Raw genomic sequence first — 19817 nt, forward strand, 5'->3', positions numbered from 1 at the left:
GGTCAGGCTCCCTCGCGCGCGGCGCTGCGCGCATCGACGATGAAGGAGCGGAGCTTCTGGTTCAGCGCGACGAAGTCCGGCTCGAAGGTCATCGCCACGGTGCGCGGGCGGGCGAAATCGATCCTGGAGTCATCGAGGATGCGGCCGGGCCGCGCGCTCATCACGCAGACGCGGCTGGCCAGGAAGCCGGCCTCGCGCAGATCGTGGGTAACCAGCAGCACGGTCGGCTTGTGGGTCATCCAGAGCGCTTGCAGGATTCCCCACAGCTCCTCGCGGGTGAACTGGTCGAGCGCGCCGAACGGCTCGTCGAGCAGCAGCATGCGCGGCTCGTGGATCAGCGCCCGGCACAGATTGGCGCGCTGGAGCATGCCGCCGGAGAGCTGCCAGGGATAGCGGCTGCCAAAGCCCTTCAGCCCGACCTGCTCGAGCAGCGCGTTGGCCTTGTCGCGGAACGCGGTCTTGCGCAGCTTGCGAAATTGCGAGCGGAACGGCTCGACGATCTTCAGCGGCAGCATGATGTTCTTTTCGATCGTCATCCACGGCAGCATGGTCGGGTTCTGGAACGCCATGCCGACCCGCCGCGCGCGCGCCGCGACCTCGCGGCCGCCGACGATGACGACGCCGGTGGTCGGTCGCGCCAGGCCCGAGACCAGCCGCAGGATGGTCGACTTGCCGCAGCCGGACGGCCCGACCAGCGCGACGAACTCACCGTCGGCGATCCGCAGCGTGGTGGTTGATAGCGCCGGCACGGCGCGGGCGCCGCGGCCGAAGGTGACGGAGGCCTCCGACAGCTCGATCGCGGTCGGCGCGGATCCGGCGGCCACAGGCTCGCCGGCAAATTCGGAGTATGGCTGCATACGCATCACGAGCAAAGTGCATGCAAGCTGGATGCCAGCGGCCGACCCGTTCAGATCAAGGTAATCGCGAAACCGGCCGGCGCGGCGCCGGGCTTTATTTGGGCAAATCCACAGCCCTAACTGCATGCAATTCGGGCGCTCGATTGCTTTTGCGGTATGATAGAGAGGCCTTCGAAGCACCTTTGGAGGGATTCGCGGCAATGGCGGGACGCGCCGATACCAGCAAGACGGCCGAATCGTCCGACAAGGTCAGCGTGATCTGCCGCGCGCTGCGCCGGGCGATCATCGAGCAGGCGCTGGAGCCCGGTGCCAAGCTGCCGGAGGATTCGCTCGGCGAACGGTTCGGCGTCAGCCGCACCATTGCGCGGCATGCGCTCGGGCAACTGGCTGCGGAAGGCCTCGTCGAGCTGCGCCGCAACCGTATCGCCGTGGTGGCGACGCCGAGCTGGCAGGAGGCGCGCGATGCCTTCGACGTCCGCATCGAGCTCGAGCGGCTGGTGGTGCGGCAGCTCGCCGGCAAGCTGACCAAGGCACAGGTCACCGAGCTCACCGCGCATGTCGACGCCGAGGATCGCGCCCGCGACGGCACCGACGCGGTGTCGATCCGGCTCGCCACCGAATTCCACATTCTGCTCGCCCACATGACGAACAGCCCGATCCTGGTGCGCTACGTCAGCGAAGTCGCCTATCGCTGCTGCCTGACGCTGTCGCTCTACAGCCGGCCGCATTCATCGGAATGCGCGATCAACGAGCACCGCGCGATCATCGCAGCGCTGGTAAAGGGCGACGCCGACAAGGTGATGGGCTTGATGCACAGCCACCTGGATTCGGTCGCGACACGCGCGCTGGTCGCGCCGAGCCCGCAGCGCGGCCGGGATTTGCTGGATATCCTGGCGCCGTATGCGGACGAGGCGGGCGGCGACCGCGTGGTGAAGCTGCCGAAGGCTGTGCGGCGGTGACAACCTAGCTGCTCTCTAACACCGTCATCCTGAGGAGGCCGCAACGCGGCCGTCTCGAAGGATCGACGGCCACCAGCCGGGCCGTGCACCCTTCGAGACGCGCGGAGCCTGTCATCGGGCCGCGCTTTGCGCGGACCCGGTGGCGCTCCTCAGGATGACGGGTCTAGAGTGACGTGCGCTCTTCAGGCCTCAATTCCCCTCTGCACCAAAATCCGTTCGGCGCTGTCGTTCCAGACGTCCATCTTGACGATCTGACCGCCCTTCACGACGAAACGGTCGACATAGCGGTTGCCTTCGAACGGCGTGCCGTCGAGCCATTCGCCGTACAGCGTGCCGATGCTGTAGACCACCGTCTCGCCTGCGCCGGGGCAGACATCGAAGCAGTCCTTCTTTTTCTTCACCCAACGATAGCGCCTGGCGTTGAAGCCGGCCGGCCCGCGCGGATGGTCGAATTCGCGGCCGCCGGTGAAGGTGATCACCGTGCCCGGCTTCATATAGGCTGCCGCCGCGTCCGGATCGGGGATCATCGACGCGGTCAGATAGGCCTCGACGATCTCGGCATCGGACAGCGGGCGGGCATCGGCTTTGGCGGTGACGGACATAACGGCCCTCCGGGAAACATTAGGACTCTACAATCCAGACGGCAAAGTGCATGCATATTATTTAGACAATTCCGCGAGCAGGTTGCACACAATCTGATGCTGCCGGCTCCCTGCCCTTCCGCTAGGCTGAAACCAACCCGATGTTTCCTGCCTGATGATCGCGAAACCTGCCTTCGACCTGATCTTCCGCAATGCCGTGACGCGCAGCTCCGCCGGCCCGGTCGATATCGGCGTCGCCGACGGCCGGATCGCCGCGATCGCGCCGCAGCTCGCCTGCGAGGCCGTCGAGGTCGACCTCGCCGGCCGGCTGGCGCTGCCCGGTTTCGTCGACAGCCATATTCATCTCGACAAGGCCTGCCTGCTCGGCCGCTGCGGCCATGACCACAGCAGCGTCGCCGAGGCGATCCGCGCGGTGGCGGCGATGAAGCGCGACTTTACGGTCGAGGACGTCTATGCCCGTGGCGCCAAAGTGATCGAGCGCGCGATCACGGCGGGCACCACGCGGATGCGCACCCATGTCGAGATCGACCCGCGGATCGGGCTGCGTGGCTTCGAGGCCGTGAAGGCGCTGAAGCGCGACTATGCCTGGGCGCTGGACCTGTCGCTGTGTGTCTTCCCGCAGGAAGGTCTGACCAACGATCCCGGCGCCGACGAGCTGCTGGTCGCCGCACTCAATGATGGCGCCGGGGCGATCGGCGGCTGCCCCTATGTCGACAGCGATCCGAACGCGCAGATCGCGCGCATCTTCGATCTCGCGCAAGCGTTCGACATCGATGTCGATCTGCATCTCGATTTCGACCTCGATCCGTCCTGGTGGCACATGGAGGAGGTCTGCCGGCAGACCGAGCGGCGCAACTATCACGGCCGTGTCGCGATCGGACACGCGACCAAGCTGTCCGCGCTGCCGCCCGAGCGGCTGAAGGCAGCGAGCGCGCGCCTTGTCGCGGCCGGCGTCGCGGTCACCGTGCTGCCCGCGACCGACCTCTACCTAATGGGCCGCGACGCCACCCACAACGCGCCGCGCGGCCTGACGATCGCGCACCGGCTGGTCGCCAGTGGCGTGCTGTGTTCGGTCGCGACCAACAATGTACAAAATCCCTTCACCCCGTTCGGCGATGCCTCGCTGCTGCGGATGGCCAATCTCTACGCCAATACGGCGCATGCCGGGATCGGCGAGTTCGATGCCTGCCTCGATCTCGTCACCGCGCTGCCGGCGCGGCTGATGAACCTGAAAGACTACGGCATCGCGGTCGGCAACCCCGCCGACATCGTCGTGCTCGACACCGACAGCGGTACCAATGCGATCGCCGAACTGCCCGACGTGCTGCTGGGTTTTAAGCGCGGCCGCAAGACGTTCGAGCGTCAGCGGCCGACGCTGTTCCGGCCGACTGCTCCTTCCCCGTCATCCTGAGGAGCCGCGAAGCGGCGTCTCGAAGGATGCACGGCCCCGCGCTATCCGTGCGGCGAAGGCCGGGCCGTCGACCCTTCGAGACGGCCGCTGCGCGGCCTCCTCAGGGTGACGGGACAGCAAGCGAGCCATCAACAACGACCACACATTGCAGCACCAACCTGCGCGCATTGTCGCCTTGCCGTGGCGCGAATTGACGCCCCTCCCGATCCGTTGTTGGTATTCGCCTCAACACCAACAAAAGCCGGGCGGAACCATGAGCAAATCAACCACCATCAAAAGCGTCGAAACGCTCGCCTGCGATGCCGGCTGGCGGAATTATCATTTCGTCAAGGTGACGACCGCGGACGGGCTGACCGGCTGGAGCGAATATGACGAGGGCTTCGGCGCGCCCGGGGTGACGGCGGCGATCGAGCGCCTGTCGGCGCGCGTGGTCGGCAAGAACGCGTTCGAGCACGAGCGGATCTATGTCGAGCTGTTCGCCGCGACGCGCCCCGCCGCCGGCGGCGTGGTGGCGCTGGCGTTAGGGGCGATCGAGAACGCGCTGCTCGACGTCAAGGCCAAGGCGCTCGGCGTGCCCTGCTACGATCTGCTCGGCGGCAAGATCCGCGACCGCGTCCGGGTCTACTGGTCGCATTGCGCGACCTGGCGCATCAATCATCCCGACTGGTACAAGCCGGCCATCATCGATCTCGACGGCGTCAAGGCGATAGGTGCCGAGGTGCGCGAGAAGAAATTCTCGGCGATGAAGACCAACATCTTCGTCTATACCGACGGCAAGCCTGTGGGCTGGCGCCCCGGCTTCGGCGCGCCGTTTGCGCCCGAGATCAATGTCGACCGCACTGTGCTGCGCAATCTCTGCATGCATCTGGAGGCGATCCGCGACGGCGCGGGGCCGGACGTCGACCTGCTGCTCGACCTCAACTTCAACGCCAAGACCGAAGGCTATCTGAAGATCCTGCGCGCCATCGAGAAGATGGACATGTTCTGGGTCGAGATCGACACCTTCAACCCGCAGGCGCTCGGCTATATCCGCCGCCAGAGCCCGCATCCGATCTCGTCCTGCGAGACGCTTTTGGGCCTGCGCGAATTCCTGCCCTATTTTACCGAGCAGGCGATGGATGTCGCGATCATCGACACGCCGTGGAACGGGGTCTGGCAGTCGATGAAGATCGCCGCGGCCGCCGAGCATTTCGAGGTCAACGTCGCGCCGCATAATTTCTACGGCCACCTCTGCACCATGATGAACGCGCATTTCTGCGCGGCAGTGCCAAACTTGCGCATCATGGAGACCGACATCGATCGGCTGGCCTGGGACCATGAGCTGTTCACCCATGTGCCCGAGTTCGTCGACGGTCATCTCGTGATCCCGGACCGTCCGGGCTGGGGCACCGAACCCAACGAGGAAGGCCTGCGCGCGCATCCGCCGAAGAACAAGGGCGGGCTGTTGAATTACGGGCTGAAGAAGTAGGTCTGTACTTGCGGAACCGATCGGCGGCACCGCCTAACCCGTCATCCTGAGAGCCTGACTGAAAAATGGGTGAGTGATCTCAGTGGGTGTGATTCCATCGGATTTGCAAAGATTCGAGGGAGAGCACGATGCCCTGGACCAAGATCACTCGGGAGCAATATCGGCGGGACGATCTGCGTTATGCAAGCGATATGACCGATGCGGAGTGGGCGGTGATCAGACGCCTGTTGCCGCGAGCGAACCGGCGCGGCCGGCCGCGTAAGACGGAGCTGCGTCGTGTGATCGAAGCGATCCTCTATATCGTTTCGACCGGCTGCCAGTGGCGGGCGTTGCCGCAGGAGTTCCCGCCCTATTCGACGGTGCAGGGCTATTTTTATAGATGGCGGGATACAGGCCGGTGGCAGAGGATTGTCAGCGTGCTTGTCCGACGGGCGCGAAAAAAGCTTGGACGGACACCGAAGCCGACGGCAGCCGTGATCGACAGTCAAAGTGCGCCAACCACGCAAGCTGGCGGACCGCGCGGCTACGATGCAGGCAAGCGCATCTACGGCCGCAAGCGGCATATCGTGACGGATACCAATGGCCTCCTCCTTGGGGTTCATGTTCATCCGGCCAACGTTCAGGACTGCCATGGCGCCGTACCGCTGCTGAAGAACGTGCGGATGAACTTCCCCCGGCTGCGCCACGTCTTTGCCGACCGGATCTACCGCGGAAATCAACTCCTCGACGCGCTCTCAGACTGCGGTCCATGGACTATCGAGATCGTCGAGCGGCCTCACGGCGTCAAAGGCTTCCAGCTTCTGCCGAGGCGGTGGGTGGTTGAACGCACATTCGCTTGGTTCGGCAGATGCCGCCGTCTCGCCAAGGACTTCGAGGCGACGGTGGCAACCGAAGCTGCCTGGCTGCTGATTGCACACATCAGGCTCCTGACCCGCAGAATCGCGGCTGCAGCTAAGGTTGGGTGATTTATGAGTCAGACTCTGAGGAGCCGCGCAACGCGCGGCGTCTCGAAGGATGCACGGCCACAGTCGGGCCGTCGACCCTCGAGACGCGCGCAAGGGCGCGCTCCTCAGGGTGACGGTGATGGAGTGGCCGCCGTGCCTCAATCATCCTCGTGCGCCGGCGTGAATGCGCTCTCGATCACGTCGCCGATCGGCTGCCAGGCGTTGCCGTCGAACTGCACCAGGCGCATCTGCTTGATCGGACGGAAATCCTTCGGACCGGTGTTGATCACGATCCCCGGCAGCGCGATCGGGCTCTGGTAGTTCTTCAGCGAGGCGGCCTGGCGCATGATGTTGTCGCGCGACAGGTCGTCGCCGCACTGGCGCAGCACCTGCATCAGCGTGTCGGCGGCGGCATAGCCGAACACGGCGTAGATATCGTCCTTGTCGCCGTCGGGATAGTACTTGTCCATGAAGGCGTCCCACGCCTTGATCTGCGGATCGTTCTTCCAGGCGGCATCGCCGGCGTCCTTCAGGAACGAGGTCGAGATCACGCCGAGCGAATTCTGCAGGCCCGCCGGGCGCAATGCGCTGGCGATCGAGGCCGACGCATTGTCGAGGATGAACACCGGATGCCAATCGAGCTCGGCGGCGACGCGGATCGCACGCGCCGCGATCGCCGGCGCGCCGTCGAACACCAGGATGTCGGCGCCGGAGTTCTTCAGGATTCCGATCTGGTTCTGGATCGCAGTCTCCGATGCATCGAACGCGAGGTCGGCGACGATCATCCCTGCGGTGTCGCCGAGCCCTTCCTGCAATCCCCGAAACAGATCCCGGCCGAACTGGTCGTTCTGCCAGAGCACCGCAATCTTGCGCGAGGGATAGGCGGCCTGGATGTAGTTGGCGTAGATCTGTCCCTCGGCGCGGAAGGTCGGCTGCCAGCCCATGGTCCAGGGGAAGCTTTTCGGATGTGCCCACTCCTCGTCGCCGGAGGCGACGAACAGCTGCGGGATCTTCCGCTCGTTGAGATACTTTCGCACCGCGAGGTTGCTCGGCGTGCCGAACGAGCCGAACATCAAGAGCACGTCTTGCTTCTCGACGAGATCGCGGGTCTGCTCCATCGCGGTCCTCGGATTGGAGCTGTCATCGACGGAGACGAACTTGACTTTGCGGCCGTTGATGCCGCCATGCTCGTTGACCATGTCGAAATAGGCCGCCTCCGCCCTCCCGATGGTCGCGAACGCCGCGAGCGGCCCGGTGTAGGGCATCACATTGCCGACGCGGATCTCGCCGCCGGCCGCCGGCGGCGCCTGCTGTGCGCGCAACGGCGTCACCGCCAGCACCGCTGCGAGGACGAGGGATATGGAAATCGCAGTTTGTTGTTTTGTTTGCATCAACATCGCCACAACGCCGGCACAAGCCGGCGCTCCCTCCCGCGGAGCTTATCGCCCCAGCCAAGGCCGGAAAAATGAAATGTTGATGGCGGAACGGCCGTCGCAGGGCAACAATCCCATATCGATCCGTCATCCCCGCGCAAGGGCTTTGCCTTTGCGCGGGGATGACGGTGATGGTTTAGCAGTTTCAGCGCAATGTTATGTCGAGCCAGCCCAATGGATTGACCGTGACGCGATCGCCGCCGTCGATCAGGACCGTGGTGGTTTCGGCCTCGATGATCGCGGGACCGGCCAGAGATTGCCCCGGCTCGAGATCGTCGAGCGCATAGACCGGCACCTCGCGCCAGGCACCGAGCCAGGCTTGCCGCTTGCCGCGCGGCGCGCACGGCGCGGCCGAACTTGCCTTTCCTGCATCACGGCTGCCGGTCGCGACCTTGCCGACCGCGGCGACGCGGGCGTTGACGAACACCACTTCCTGGCCGCGCGAGGCATAGGTGTAGAGCTCTTCGTGGCGGCGATGGAAGCGCTCCTCGATCTGCGCGACGAGATCGGCGGCGCCGAGATCGAGATCGCCAAGCGGTACGTCGATCTCGAACACCTGCTCGCCGTAGCGCATCTCGGCCGAGCGCTCGATCGCGATATCGCCCTTGAACCAGTCGCGCAGCCGGCCGGCTGCCTGCTGCTCCAGGGCGGCGAACAAGGTGCGGACCTCGTCTGCGGAAATCCGGCCGGTACCGTAATGGGTGCGGCTGACCTCGTAGCGCAGATCGCTGGTCAGCATGCCCCAGGCCGACAGCACCGAGGCCACCGTCGGCACGATGATGCGCTTGATCTCGAGCTCGCGCGCCACTTCAGCGGCGTGCATGCCGGCGGCACCGCCGAAGCTGAGCAGCGCGAATCTTCTGGGATCGACGCCGCGGCGCAAGGTCATCAGGCGGATGCCGTCGGCCATCTTCAGATTGATCATCTTGTAGATGCCGGCGGCCGCCTCGATCCGCGACAGCCCGAGCGCCGCGGCGATCCGATCGACGGCTGCTTCCGATGCCGCGCGATCGAGCGGCCGGGCGCCGCCCATGAAGGCCGCGGCATCGAGATAGCCGAGCACGACATTGGCATCGGTGACGGTGGCAGCCAGGCCGCCATTGCCGTAGCAGGCGGGGCCCGGTACCGAGCCGGCGCTTTCCGGCCCCACCCGCAAGGTGCGGCTGCCGTCGACGCTCGCAATCGAGCCGCCGCCGGCGGCGATGCTGGCGATGTCGAGGCTGCGCAGCGCAATGCGCTGACCGGCGAGCATGCCGTCGGCCGACAGCGAGGCCTGGCCGTCTGCGATCAAGGAAATATCGGTCGAGGTGCCGCCCATGTCGAACGGCACCAGATCGGGAATCCCGAGCATCTCGGCGCAGCGGCGGCTGCCGGAGATGCCGCCCGCCGGGCCCGACAGCACGGTGCCTGCGGCAAGCCGCGAGGCTTCCTCCACCGGCGCCATGCCGCCATGCGACAGCACCACGAACAGCGAACCCTTGAATCCGGCCTCATGCAGGCTGCGCTCCAGATTGGAGAGATAGCGCCGCACCGTCGGCTCGACATAGGCGTTCACGATCGTGGTCGAGACGCGCTCATATTCCTTGATCTGCGGCAGCACGTCGCTGGAGCGCGACACGCTGACATCGGGCAGCTCCTTGGCCAAGCGTTCGACCGCGGCAAGCTCATGCGCCGGGTTGAGATAGGCGTGCAGGAAGCAGACCGCGACCGAATTCGCGCTCGATCGTTTCACCTCGGCGATGACATCGCCGAGTGCTGCGGCATTCAGTACGATCGCCGCGCTGCCGTCGGCCTTCAGCCGCTCGCGCACGCCGAAGCGGCGTTCGCGCGGCACCAGCGGCTCGGGCGGCGGCGTGCGCAGATCGTAGCGATCCGGCTTCAACCCCTCGCGCATCTCGACGACGTCGCGATGGCCCTCGGTGGTCAGCAGCGCGACTTTGGCGCCCTTGCGTTCCAAGAGCGCATTGGTCGCAACCGTCGTGCCATGCACCAGGCGGTCGGTCGCAGCCAGCATCGCCGCGCGCGTGACGCCGAGACGACGCGCCAGCTCTTCCAGTCCCGTCATGACGCCGATCGACTGATCGGCCGGCGTGGACGGTGATTTCGCAAAAACCGTGCGTCCGGTTTGATCCGTTGCAACCAGGTCGGTGTAGGTGCCGCCGACGTCAACCCCAATCGTGTACATCACTTGCCTACACCGCCTTCGAAACCAGGCCTTGGGCTGCATCGCGCGCCCGCGCCTCGGCCGAGCGCTGCTCGGGCGGACCCCAGCCGCCGCCGCCGGAGGAGCGGATCTCGAGGCAGTCGCCGGGGCGCAGCTCGATGCCGACCTCCTTGGTCTTCAACACGCGCGGCGCGCGGCCTTCCGACAGCAGGCGATAGTGATGCGGCTCGCCGTCCTTGCCGCCGAGCATGCCGCAGGGGCCGTGGCGCGCGCCGTCGCCGGCGGTGTTGCCCTTGGCCGGCTTTTGCGTCTCCAGCACCATGTCGAGCGCGACGCCGAGGCCGCCGCGATGCTGGCCGTCGCCGCCGGAATCCGGCCGGAATTCGTGCTGGCGGAAATGCAGGGGAAAGCGCACCTCGGCAACCTCGATGCTGCCGAATTTGAGTCCGCCGACCGAGTGCCATTCGCCGATCGAGGAATAGCCGTCGCCGCCGGGCGATGCGCCGCCGCCAGGCCGCGCCTGGAACATGTGCCAGATGAAGTTGCGTCCGTTGCGCGGATCCTCGCCCTGGATCGCGATGCGGAAGCGGCGGCCCCAGCCGCCCATCACGCGGTCCGGACAGGACGCCGACATCGCCTTGATGATGGCTTCGACGATCTCGTTGGAGGGATGGCTGGTGCACAAGGTCACGGGACGACCAGGATCGGCCCACACGATGGTGCCCTGCTTCGCCACCACTTTCAGCGGCCGCAGCGCGCCGGTGTTCTTCGGGATGTCGGCATCGATCAGATAGGCAAAGGCCATCGCGACCGCGGCCTGCATGTTGGCATGCGAGGAATTCACAAAGCTGGTCGATTGCGGATCGGAGCCGGTGAGATCGACCTCGATGTCGCTGCCCTTTTTGGTCACCTTGGCCGCGATCTTGATGTCGCTGCGGCCGTGGCCGTCATCGTCGAGCAGCGCCTCGCCGTAGAACACGCCGTCCTTCCAGGACGACACCACGGCGCGGGTCTGCTGCTCGGTGGCGTCAAGGATCGCCTCGATCGCGGCTTCGACGGTCTCGGCGCCGAACTCGCTGAACAGCTTAGCGACCCGGCGTTCGCCGAGATGCGCGGCGCCCAGCATCGCGGCGAGGTCGCCGCGGAATTCACGGGGGTTGCGGATGTTCAGCGCCAGCAGATCAAGCAGATCCTCGCGCGGCCTGCCGGCCTCGTAGAGCTTGATCGGCGGAATGCGGATGCCTTCCTGGTAGATCTCGGTGGCGCCGGGATTATAGGCGCCATGGGTGGCGCCGCCGATGTCGCTCTGATGCGCGCGCACGATAGTCCAGAGCAGCCTTTTTCCGCCGTCGAACACCGGCACGAAGGCGGTGAGATCAGGCAGATGGCTGCCGCCCTGATAGGGATCGTTGAGCAGGATGACGTCGCCGGGCGCGACGTCCTTGAAGCGCTCCTCGACCGCCAGCGTCGCCCACGGCAGCGCGCCGACATGCACGGGGATGTGATCGGCCTGCGCGATCAGCCGCCCGCCGGTGTCGCAGATCGCCAGCGAGAAATCGCGGCTGGAATTGAGGATCTGCGAATAGGAGGTGCGAAGCATGGCTTCGCCCATCTCCTTCACGATCGACGACAGGCGGTGCTGGACGACGGAGCGGGTGATCGGATCGATCTTGGCGGACATCTTGGCCCTTATTGGCGCCCGGACGGCGCAGGGAGGATCGAGACACCGGTCAAGCGAAACCGGAATTCCCTCTTATAACCAGACGCTTCCAGATCGCAAACCGCGGCGCGGGGGCCGCGGAACTTATTCCACGGTTCAGTAATTCGTGATCGGCACGAATCTTCGCACCCTCCGACGGAATAGAATTTGCCGCCCCGCGTCCCACCCGTGCCAGTCAACTTTCAGGGGTGAACGTGATGATCCTGCGATTCTTCAGACCCGGCATCGGCGCCGCGCTGCTCGGCGCACGTGTGCTGTTTGCCGTCGCTCTCTCCCCAGTAGCGCTCGCGCAAGAGGCGCACCAACCGGCGCCGACGGCGCAGTCGGCCGAGGAGAGCGCCTTCCTCGCCGAAAACGATGCGGCGATGACCAAGATGATGAATGACATGGCCGCCCGGCCGAGCGGCGACATCGATCGCGATTTCGTCGCGATGATGACGCCGCACCACCAAGGGGCGATCGACATGGCCGTGATCGAACTCCGGTACGGAAAGAACGAGCGCCTGCGCCGCATCGCGCAGGAGATCATCGTCGAACAGCGCCAGGAGATCGACGCCATGAAGCTCGCGCTCGGCGAACAGGTCACGGACACGACGCCCGCCCCGACCCAACCCAGCGCGAAACCCGGCCCGTCGGCAGGCAGCCACGGTGACATGAACATGCACCACGACATGATGAAGCAGGAGACCAAATGATGACGAGCCCATTGATGAAGGGCCTGCTAGCCGGCAGCATGATCGTGCTGTCGACGTCCGCCTTCGCCGGACAGGCGCCCGGCGCCGCGTCCGTGCCCGACATTCCGATCAGCCATCACGACCGCGTCTACGCCGCGGAGCAATTCTCCAACACGGTGTCGGTCACCGACCCGGTCGACAACAAGCTGCTCGGCGTGATCCGGCTCGGCGATCCGCAGCCGGGCAATTTCAGCCCGCTGTACAAGGGCCAGGTGCTGGTCCACGGCATGGGCTTTTCGCCCGACCATCATACGCTCGCCATCGTCTCGATCGGGTCGAACTCGGTGACCTTCATCGACACCGCAACGAATGCGGTCAAGCACATCACCTATGTCGGACGGTCGCCGCACGAGGCGTTCTTCACGCCTGATGGCAAGGAGGTCTGGGTCACCGTGCGCGGGGAGAATTACATCTCGGTGATCGACGCCTCGAGCTTCAAGGAAACGATGCGGATCGAGGTGCCGGCGGGACCGGGCATGCAGATCTTTTCGCCCGACGGCAAATACGGTTACATCTGCTCGTCGTTCAATCCGGAAACCGAAGTTGTCTCGGTGGCCGATCATCAGATCGTCGCGAAGGTCAAGCAGGAAAGCCCGTTCTGCCCGAACATCGCAGCCACGCCCGATGGCGAGCAGGTCTGGTTCACGCTGAAGGATACCGGCAAGACGCAGGTGTTCAACGCCAAGCCGCCGTTCAATCCGATCAAGACCATCGACACCGGCCCGATCACCAACCACGTCAATTTCGCGAAGACCGCCAAGGGGACCTTCGCTTACGTCACCATCGGTGGCACCAACGAGATCAAGGTGTTCCGTACCGACGACTTCTCAGAGGTCGCGACCATTCCGGTGGGTAACCTCCCGCATGGCATCTGGCCGTCCGGCGACGGCACGCGGGTCTATGTCGGCCTTGAGAATGCCGACGCGCTGGCCGCGATCGACACCGCAACCAACAAGGTGATCGCCAATATCCCGATCGGCCAGGCGCCGCAGGCCATAGCATATGTGCCGAACGCTGCACCGAATCCCGATGATCGCCAGAACCTGCAAGAGCTCGGCCTCGCCGGTCAGACCGTCCACCTCACGCTGGCGCCGAAGAAGCACGCGAAGGGAGACAAGCCGCCGACCAGCGTCTCGCTGTTCGATCAGGGCCTGATCCAGGTGGTGCAGGCATCGGTCACCGGGCTCGAACCCAAGCAGCACTACGTGCTAGCATTGGCCGAACATGCCGACGGGACGGGATCAGTGCAGCCGCTCGCCGCCTTCATGACCAATCCCGCGGGCTCGGCGATCGTCAACGCCACCGGACCGATCCGGCAGATTGTGCAGAGCGCGGCCAAGGCCGAACGGCGCTATCTCGTCATCGCGTCAGGCGAGCCGGCGAAGCTCGGAGCCGTGATCCAGGTGCAAGAGCCATGAGCGATATGCTGCACCAGATTGAACCGGTGATTCCAGCGCTGCGCCGCTACGCGCGCACGCTGGTCCGCAACCGCGCGGCCGCCGACGATTTGGTGCAGGACTGCCTAGAGCGCGCCGTCAGTCATTGGGCGCAGCGGCGCGACACCGGCAGCCCGAAGTCGTGGCTGTTTGCCATCCTGCATAATCTCGCCATCAACCAGTTCCGCAGTGCTGCCGCACGCTTCCAACACGTTGCCATCGACGAGGCGGGCGAGCACGAGATCGGACAAGATGCGGTGCAGGAACAGAAACTGATCTATCAGGACGTGCTCGGGAAGCTCGCGAAGCTTCCCGACGAGCAGCGCGCCGTGCTGCTACTCATCGCCGTCGAAGACCTGAGCTATGCGGAGGCCGCCAAGGTGCTCAACATCCCGATCGGCACCGTGATGTCGCGCCTCTCGCGGGCACGTGAGAGATTGCAGCAGGAACTCGAACGGCCAGCGGATAATCAGCAGAGGAATGTCGTGCAGTTACGGAGCAAGCCATGAGCAATCGCCCGATCTCGGAGGACGATCTGCACGCTTATGTCGACCATGCGCTCGAGCCGGAGCGTCAGGCCGAGGTCGCCGCCTATCTGGAAGGCCATCCGGATGAAGCCCGGCGTGTCGCGTCCTTTTCCGACCAGCGCAGCATGCTGCGTGCAGCGCTCGCACCGATCGCGGAGGAGCCGCTGCCGCCGCAGCTCAATCTGTCGAGGATCATCGAGAGCAAGCGCCGCCGTCCCGCCTCCTTCCGCTGGGCGATCGCGGCGATGCTGATGCTCGCAATCGGCGGTGTCGGCGGTTGGGCGATCCGCGGCGCGACGGAGGCGCCGACGGGCGGCCTTGCCGCGCTCGCCCAGGAGGCAAGCGATTCCTATCACGTGTATGCCTCCGATCGGACCCGGCCGGTCGAATTGCGCGACAGCGCCGAACTGGTGCAATGGGTTTCGAACAGGTTGCAACAGCCGGTCAAACTTCCCGATCTCACGAAGTCGGGGTATCGCCTGATGGGCGGACGCGTGGTGCCCACTGCGCACGGGCCGGCGGCGATGTTCATGTATGACGACGATCACGGCGAGCGGCTTGTGGTCCTGAGCCGTCCGATGACATCGGATCAGAACGCGCCGATGGCCGCGCACACGGGCGGCGACGTCGCGGGATTCTCATGGGCCGACGGGGGCACGGGCTATAGTGTGGTGGGACGAGGCGCGGCCGACCAGCTGAAACCGCTTGCCAACGAAATCCGCAAGCAGGCGCAGGCAATCTGATCGGAGCCGGTCGCTAAGCTTTGGTGTAGGCCCAAAACAGCACGGTCCCGATCACCAGCGCGAAGGCGATGAACAGCAGCACCGCCGGCAGCCCGAACAGCGCGGCGACGCCGGCGGTGCTCGATTGCAGCAGCGCGGCGCCGAGGAAGAACGCGAGGTTGACCGACGACAGCGCCTTGCCGGTATTCTGGGCATCGACCAGTTGCCGCGTCATGCCGTAGATCAGCGGCTGCGCCGATGTGACAAGCCCGATCAGGATCAGCAGCACCAGGTCGTATTGCGACGGCATCATCGCCACGCCGAACAGATCAGAGACCGGGAAATGCGGCGCGCCGGCCGCCATCAGCACCAGCAGCAGCGCGGCGATCGCGTGCGTCGCCGCCACCATGGTGCGGCGGTGGCCGAACTTGCGATCGAACGCGCCGATGCAGGCCGGGCCTATGATCATCGCCAGTGTGAACAGGCCGAGCATATTGCCGGCCTCGATCCGGCTGAGCCCCTTGACATCCATCAGCCACGGCCCGCCCCATAGTCCGCGCAAGACCAGCGACGCGCCGAGCGACACCAGCGACAGCGCGATCAGCCCGCGCAGGGCGCGCGACAGGCCGAGCCGCAGCACCTCGGCCATTTGCCGCAGCGGCGATGAATCATCCGCATGCGCGGCGGGCTGCCGCGGCACCAGCGCGAACACCGCGATCAGCACCACAATGCCGAAGCCGACCGCGACCCAGAAGCCGGCCCGCCAGCCGAACTGATCGACCACGAACGCCAGCGGACTTGCCGACAGCAGCATGCCGATATTGCCGATCGAGAGGATCAGCCCCGACCACAGGCCGAACTTCGCCGCCGACATCTGCTTGGCGGCCAGCGTCATCGGGCACATCAGCATGCCCGAGGTGGCGACGCCGAGCATCAATTGCCCGAGCGCGAAGCTCGCAGGCCCGGAGGCAATCGCCGAGACCAGCGTTCCGACCACGGTACCGGCGAGCAGGCTCAGCGACACCGGCCGCACGCCAAAGCGGTCCATCGCGGCGCCGACCGGGATTTGCGAGGCGGCAAAGGAGAAATGATAGATCGAGGTCAGGCTCGCCAGCGCCTGCGGCGAGATGCCGAAATCCCGCGCCATCAGATCGAGGCTGATCGCAGGAATCGTCCGCAGCAGCGTCGACAGCATATGGCCCGAGGCCAATGCCAACAATGCCAGAACCAGGGCGCGGAGCCCGATCCCCGCCTCTTCCTTGGTTACCACCCCGTCCACGAATCGCCTCTTCCCTGAGCGCTTTTGGGAGGGCGTAACATTATTGGATGGGGGTGCCAACTTTAGAGGCAGAGCGGATTTGGTTCACCTTCTCCGCGGGCTCACTTTACCTCTCCCGCTTGCGGGGGAGGTCGGATCGCATCGAAGATGCGATCCGGGTGGGGGCTCTCTCCGCGATACGACTCGCGGAAAGAGCCCCCACCCCAACCCTCCCCCGCAAGCGGGAGAGGGAGTGACGTTCTTCACTGCTTATGGAACACCAGCGTCCTGAGCTCGATGCTCTCGCGCGGCGCGGCATCGGCCGGCGTGGTCGGATCGACGAACGCCGTATGCGGTCCGAACCGCGTGCGGCCGTCAGTCGCCGAGTCGTAGCATTTCAACAGGATCGCCTCGTCCGGCGTCATCTCGGGAATGTAGAACCAGCGGTGGTTCGGATTGTACTTCACCGAATAGGTCTCGCCGCTGCGGTTCGGGTAGATCAGGTCGGAAGCGATCAGATCCTCCGGAGCCACCGTGGTACCGTCAGCCATCGCCAGCGGTGAATCGCGCAGCGGACCGCGGATCGGGCGCCACAGATTGATCACCTGGACCCGGCCCTTGACGAGCTGCTCGGCCTCGTCGGGCAGATGCTCGAACACGCGGTTGCGGCCGGAGACCGCGGTCTGGTCGACATGGACCCGGGTCGCCGGCTGGCGCGGTCCGCCGCCGCGAATATCGGCCGCGCCCTCGACGCGCTTGCGCACGGTGTGATCGAAGATGAAGACACGGTCCGCCTTCAACGTCGCCTTCAGGAAGGCCTCGGCCGCGGGGTAGTAGACGTTGCGGACCTCGTTGTCGTCATAATAGTCCTTGACGCTGGTCGGATGCTTGACCAGCGCAAAGCCCTCGCGGTCGAGCGAGAAGCTGTCTGCGATCAGGCGTCCGTCGAAGATCGGCACATTGTGGGGTTCGGGCAGCGCGGTGGATTTGGGTTCGCCGGGCGGCGGATCGAAAGCGTAGGTCCGGGGCTTGCCCGGCGTCGGCGCGAGGTAATTCAGTTCAGCGGTCACAAACGGCAGCGACTCGATGCGAGTTTCTTGAAGGCCCATGGTGATCTCCCGGACTCGATTGTTCGTCTGTTTGATCTTGGCGGCGCCGGAGAGCGCGGCAAGGGCGCAACGAAAATAGCAACGTTGCGGTTTTCGCGGACGCGGATTGGGGAAATTCCTTCCGGCGGCGTCGTCGCGACGTGGATGGTTATTTCGCGGTCATTCGAACAATCCCGCTGCGGCTTACCCCTCTCCCCACCCTCCCCCGCAAGGGGGGAGGGAGCCTAACGAGCGTGCTCACCTCACTTCGCGTCACAACCGCATTCTGACTCGTTGCACGAGTCAGGGAGGCACGGACGAATGGGTTCCCTCCCCCCTTGCGGGGGAGGGTTAGGGAGAGGGGTGCCACACGACGTGCTCTCTCAAGATCTGCGGCGCAAGCTCAAGAGGTCGCGCATCCGCTTACAGCCCCGCGCCCTTCTCCACGGCGGCACCAAACGACCGGTCGACGATCTCCGCGGCGTTGATCTTCTGGCGGATCAGGCCCCAGCGGTCGTAGAGGTCGATGGTCTTCTGCTCGTCGGCGACCACGCCGTCATCGATCTGCGCGATGCGGATCTTGGCCCGCGTCAGCCAGTTCACCGCCACTGCGGGCGGGATGTTCATCAGCCTGCCCCAGGTCGCAGCGTAGCCCTCGACATTGTGCTGCGACCAGGCGCGCGCGGCGGCGAGCCGGCGCACGAAATCCTCGAGCTCGGCGCGCTTGGCCTTGATCGCATCCGGGGTTGCGACCTGGAAGCCGAGGCCAGGCGTAATGCCGTCGGCCGTGATGACGCGGCGCGACTTGAACAGCACCTCTTCCTGGCTCACATAAGGCTCCCAAGTCGACCAGGCGTCGACCGAGCCTTGCGAGTAGGCGACCTTGGCGTCCGACGGCGCCAGGAACACGATCTGCACGTCGCTCGCCTGCCAGCCCTTCGATTCCAGCGCGGCCAGAATCAGCTGATGGCCGATCGAGCCGCGGCCGGTTGCGATCTTCTTGCCGCGCAGATCGTCGAAGGTCTTGATCGCCGAATTTTCCGGGACCAGCACCGCGAGCCCGTCGCGGGACTGCCGCACCGCCGCGATCGCCTTGACCGGAATATTCGCGGCGGCCGCAAAGGTGAATGGCGCATCGCCGACCAGGCCCGTGTCGATCGCGCCCGCACCCAAGGCTTCCAGGAGCGGCGCCGCCGCGGCGAACTCCTTCCACTCGATCTTGTAGGGGACGTCCTTGAGCACGCCGGCCGCTTCCATCACGGCCTGCGAATTGCCCTTCTGGTCGCCGACGCGCAGCGTGGTTTGCGCAAAGGCCCCGTCGATGCCGGCGAGCGCAAGCGCCGCCGCGACAATGAGACGGATCATTCGGCCGCGATCCCGCGCTGCTGGTCGCGCGCTTCGATCAGCTTGCGGGTCAGCGGGATCAGCGCGCGGCCATAATCGATCGCATCGACCAGCGGGTCAAATCCGCGGATCAGGAAGTGGCTGACTCCAAGATCGTAGTAGTCAGCGAACACCTCGGCGACCTGCTCGGGCGTGCCGACCAAGGCCGTGGTGTTGCTGTTGGCGCCGGTGAGCTTTGCGATTTCGGTCCACAGCCGCTTGTCGATCCGGGCGCCCTGATCGGCAAGCGCCAGCAGCCGCTTGGCGCCGGCAGTCGCGTGATTGGGCCGGCGATAACCGGTCTGATCCTGCAACGCGGTGGCGCGCTCGAGGATATGCTCCGCCTTCGCCCACGCCTTCTCCTCGGTGTCGGCGAGGATCGGCCGTATCGACAGGCTGAAGCGCGGCGTCGGCCGGCCGTGTTTTGCGGCAGCGGCGCGCACCCGTGCAGTGACGTCGCGCACCTGCGCGTAGGACTCACCCCACAGCGCGAACGTATCGGCATGTTTGCCGGCGACCTCGACCGCGGCATCCGAGCCGCCGCCGACGAAGGTGTAGATGCCGCCCTTCTGCAACGGCTTCACCTGCGAGAAGCCGTTCTCGACGTTGTAATACTTGCCGCTGTAGTTGAACGGCTTCTCGCTGGTCCATTCCAGCCGCACCACGTCGAGGAATTCGCTGGTGCGGGCGTAGCGCTCGTCCTTGTCGTCGAGCGTGTTGCCATCCTGGCGCAGCTCGATGGCGTTGCCGCCGGTGATGACGTGCAGCGAGACGCGGCCGCCGTAGAACTGATCCAGCGTCGCGAGCTGGCGCGCCAGCAGCGTCGGCGCTGTGAAGCCCGGGCGCTGCGCGATCATCACCTTCAGCGACTTCGTGATGGTGAGGACATGCTGCGCGACCTGCAATGCATCCGGCGTGGTCGAGTGGAACGCGAGCAGGGCGCGGTCGAAACCGGCCAGCTCATGCGCCTTGGCGACGGTCTCGATATAGGGCGGATCGAGCACGGGGCCCGACCGGACGATGGTCTCGGAGGCATTGTTGTTGGTGATGAAGCCGATGAACTCGACCGGCATGACGGGAACTCCGTTGTTGTTGGCTAGAACCCCGTTCC

At 65.5% G+C, this 19817-nt stretch carries 17 protein-coding genes; 8 read left to right on the plus strand and 9 right to left on the minus strand.

The genetic code is table 11. The features are described from left to right. Positions 1-2 precede the first annotated feature (2 nt). On the minus strand, positions 3-863 hold the full coding sequence (locus tag ACVIW0_RS26615) for an ABC transporter ATP-binding protein (protein ID WP_461355052.1): 861 nt from the start codon (positions 861-863) through the stop codon (positions 3-5). Positions 864-1057: 194 nt separating this feature from the next. On the opposite strand from ACVIW0_RS26615, the gene ACVIW0_RS26620 reads away from it, so the two are divergent. Then, the gene (locus ACVIW0_RS26620; RefSeq protein WP_461355053.1) at positions 1058-1816 is read left to right on the plus strand and encodes a GntR family transcriptional regulator; all 759 of its coding nucleotides are present in this window, start codon (positions 1058-1060) and stop codon (positions 1814-1816) included. Positions 1817-1998: 182 nt separating this feature from the next. Here the strand turns inward: ACVIW0_RS26620 and ACVIW0_RS26625 are convergent, their stop codons facing one another. Further along, a complete protein-coding gene (locus ACVIW0_RS26625; RefSeq protein WP_461355054.1) occupies positions 1999-2418 on the minus strand; it encodes a nuclear transport factor 2-like protein in 420 nt (139 codons plus the stop codon). Positions 2419-2572: 154 nt separating this feature from the next. Here ACVIW0_RS26625 and ACVIW0_RS26630 point away from each other — a divergent pair, with 154 nt between their 5' ends. The 3 genes from ACVIW0_RS26630 to ACVIW0_RS26640 all read left to right on the plus strand — a co-directional run bounded on the left by ACVIW0_RS26630 (position 2573) and on the right by ACVIW0_RS26640 (position 6262). Then, positions 2573-3829 (plus strand): amidohydrolase family protein, encoded by a 1257-nt coding sequence (locus ACVIW0_RS26630; protein ID WP_461355055.1) that lies wholly within the window; start codon positions 2573-2575, stop codon positions 3827-3829. A gap of 253 nt (positions 3830-4082) precedes the next feature. Beyond that, positions 4083-5297, plus strand: a complete 1215-nt coding sequence (locus tag ACVIW0_RS26635) for a mandelate racemase/muconate lactonizing enzyme family protein (RefSeq protein WP_461355056.1) — start codon at positions 4083-4085, stop codon at positions 5295-5297. A 128-nt stretch (positions 5298-5425) separates the two neighbouring features. Further along, entirely contained in the window at positions 5426-6262 is an 837-nt protein-coding gene (locus tag ACVIW0_RS26640) for an IS5 family transposase (RefSeq protein WP_461350771.1), read from the plus strand. A gap of 137 nt (positions 6263-6399) precedes the next feature. On the opposite strand, the gene ACVIW0_RS26645 is transcribed toward ACVIW0_RS26640, so the two are convergent. From ACVIW0_RS26645 to ACVIW0_RS26655, 3 genes are all read right to left on the minus strand, one after another. Continuing rightward, the gene (locus tag ACVIW0_RS26645; protein WP_461355057.1) at positions 6400-7632 is read right to left on the minus strand and encodes an ABC transporter substrate-binding protein; all 1233 of its coding nucleotides are present in this window, start codon (positions 7630-7632) and stop codon (positions 6400-6402) included. Between the two features lie 187 nt (positions 7633-7819). Next, positions 7820-9859, minus strand: a complete 2040-nt coding sequence (locus ACVIW0_RS26650; RefSeq protein ID WP_461357428.1) for a hydantoinase/oxoprolinase family protein — start codon at positions 9857-9859, stop codon at positions 7820-7822. Positions 9860-9866: 7 nt separating this feature from the next. Further along, a complete protein-coding gene (locus ACVIW0_RS26655) occupies positions 9867-11519 on the minus strand; it encodes a hydantoinase B/oxoprolinase family protein (protein WP_461355058.1) in 1653 nt (550 codons plus the stop codon). A 236-nt stretch (positions 11520-11755) separates the two neighbouring features. Between ACVIW0_RS26655 and ACVIW0_RS26660 the strand changes: the two genes are divergently transcribed. Genes ACVIW0_RS26660 through ACVIW0_RS26675 form a run of 4 tightly spaced genes read left to right on the plus strand, consistent with a single transcriptional unit; the run spans position 11756 to position 14998 of the window. Further along, entirely contained in the window at positions 11756-12253 is a 498-nt protein-coding gene (locus ACVIW0_RS26660; protein WP_461355059.1) for a DUF305 domain-containing protein, read from the plus strand. Then, positions 12250-13710: a YncE family protein gene (locus tag ACVIW0_RS26665; RefSeq protein ID WP_461355060.1), complete on the plus strand. Its 1461-nt coding sequence runs from the start codon at positions 12250-12252 to the stop codon at positions 13708-13710. The genes ACVIW0_RS26660 and ACVIW0_RS26665 overlap by 4 nt, the downstream gene beginning before the upstream one ends. Next, on the plus strand, positions 13707-14237 hold the full coding sequence (locus ACVIW0_RS26670; RefSeq protein WP_461355061.1) for an RNA polymerase sigma factor: 531 nt from the start codon (positions 13707-13709) through the stop codon (positions 14235-14237). Before ACVIW0_RS26665 ends, ACVIW0_RS26670 begins: the two co-directional genes overlap by 4 nt. Beyond that, on the plus strand, positions 14234-14998 hold the full coding sequence (locus tag ACVIW0_RS26675) for an anti-sigma factor family protein (RefSeq protein WP_461355062.1): 765 nt from the start codon (positions 14234-14236) through the stop codon (positions 14996-14998). Before ACVIW0_RS26670 ends, ACVIW0_RS26675 begins: the two co-directional genes overlap by 4 nt. A 13-nt stretch (positions 14999-15011) precedes the next feature. Here the strand turns inward: ACVIW0_RS26675 and ACVIW0_RS26680 are convergent, their stop codons facing one another. From ACVIW0_RS26680 to ACVIW0_RS26695, 4 genes are all read right to left on the minus strand, one after another. Further along, positions 15012-16247 carry an MFS transporter gene (locus ACVIW0_RS26680; protein WP_461357429.1) on the minus strand — a complete coding sequence of 412 codons (1236 nt, stop codon included), beginning with the start codon at positions 16245-16247 and terminating at the stop codon, positions 15012-15014. A gap of 251 nt (positions 16248-16498) precedes the next feature. Next, positions 16499-17344, minus strand: coding sequence for a CmcJ/NvfI family oxidoreductase (locus tag ACVIW0_RS26685; protein ID WP_461355063.1), 846 nt, complete (start codon positions 17342-17344; stop codon positions 16499-16501). Positions 17345-17746: 402 nt separating this feature from the next. Further along, on the minus strand, positions 17747-18688 hold the full coding sequence (locus tag ACVIW0_RS26690) for an ABC transporter substrate-binding protein (protein ID WP_461355064.1): 942 nt from the start codon (positions 18686-18688) through the stop codon (positions 17747-17749). After that, entirely contained in the window at positions 18685-19779 is a 1095-nt protein-coding gene (locus ACVIW0_RS26695) for an LLM class flavin-dependent oxidoreductase (RefSeq protein WP_461355065.1), read from the minus strand. The genes ACVIW0_RS26690 and ACVIW0_RS26695 overlap by 4 nt, the downstream gene beginning before the upstream one ends. Positions 19780-19817: the final 38 nt, after the last annotated feature.

The organism is Bradyrhizobium sp. USDA 4454 (genome assembly GCF_054822705.1).

What these genes read in the sequence shown, in the direction of transcription:
- ACVIW0_RS26615 (WP_461355052.1), bottom strand. Translation starts at nt 863, where the DNA reads ATGCGTATGCAGCCATACTCCGAATTTGCCGGCGAGCCTGTGGCCGCC.
- ACVIW0_RS26620 (WP_461355053.1), top strand. Translation starts at nt 1,058, where the DNA reads ATGGCGGGACGCGCCGATACCAGCAAGACGGCCGAATCGTCCGACAAG.
- ACVIW0_RS26625 (WP_461355054.1), bottom strand. Translation starts at nt 2,418, where the DNA reads ATGTCCGTCACCGCCAAAGCCGATGCCCGCCCGCTGTCCGATGCCGAG.
- ACVIW0_RS26630 (WP_461355055.1), top strand. Translation starts at nt 2,573, where the DNA reads ATGATCGCGAAACCTGCCTTCGACCTGATCTTCCGCAATGCCGTGACG.
- ACVIW0_RS26635 (WP_461355056.1), top strand. Translation starts at nt 4,083, where the DNA reads ATGAGCAAATCAACCACCATCAAAAGCGTCGAAACGCTCGCCTGCGAT.
- ACVIW0_RS26640 (WP_461350771.1), top strand. Translation starts at nt 5,426, where the DNA reads ATGCCCTGGACCAAGATCACTCGGGAGCAATATCGGCGGGACGATCTG.
- ACVIW0_RS26645 (WP_461355057.1), bottom strand. Translation starts at nt 7,632, where the DNA reads ATGCAAACAAAACAACAAACTGCGATTTCCATATCCCTCGTCCTCGCA.
- ACVIW0_RS26650 (WP_461357428.1), bottom strand. Translation starts at nt 9,859, where the DNA reads ATGTACACGATTGGGGTTGACGTCGGCGGCACCTACACCGACCTGGTT.
- ACVIW0_RS26655 (WP_461355058.1), bottom strand. Translation starts at nt 11,519, where the DNA reads ATGTCCGCCAAGATCGATCCGATCACCCGCTCCGTCGTCCAGCACCGC.
- ACVIW0_RS26660 (WP_461355059.1), top strand. Translation starts at nt 11,756, where the DNA reads ATGATCCTGCGATTCTTCAGACCCGGCATCGGCGCCGCGCTGCTCGGC.
- ACVIW0_RS26665 (WP_461355060.1), top strand. Translation starts at nt 12,250, where the DNA reads ATGATGACGAGCCCATTGATGAAGGGCCTGCTAGCCGGCAGCATGATC.
- ACVIW0_RS26670 (WP_461355061.1), top strand. Translation starts at nt 13,707, where the DNA reads ATGAGCGATATGCTGCACCAGATTGAACCGGTGATTCCAGCGCTGCGC.
- ACVIW0_RS26675 (WP_461355062.1), top strand. Translation starts at nt 14,234, where the DNA reads ATGAGCAATCGCCCGATCTCGGAGGACGATCTGCACGCTTATGTCGAC.
- ACVIW0_RS26685 (WP_461355063.1), bottom strand. Translation starts at nt 17,344, where the DNA reads ATGGGCCTTCAAGAAACTCGCATCGAGTCGCTGCCGTTTGTGACCGCT.
- ACVIW0_RS26690 (WP_461355064.1), bottom strand. Translation starts at nt 18,688, where the DNA reads ATGATCCGTCTCATTGTCGCGGCGGCGCTTGCGCTCGCCGGCATCGAC.
- ACVIW0_RS26695 (WP_461355065.1), bottom strand. Translation starts at nt 19,779, where the DNA reads ATGCCGGTCGAGTTCATCGGCTTCATCACCAACAACAATGCCTCCGAG.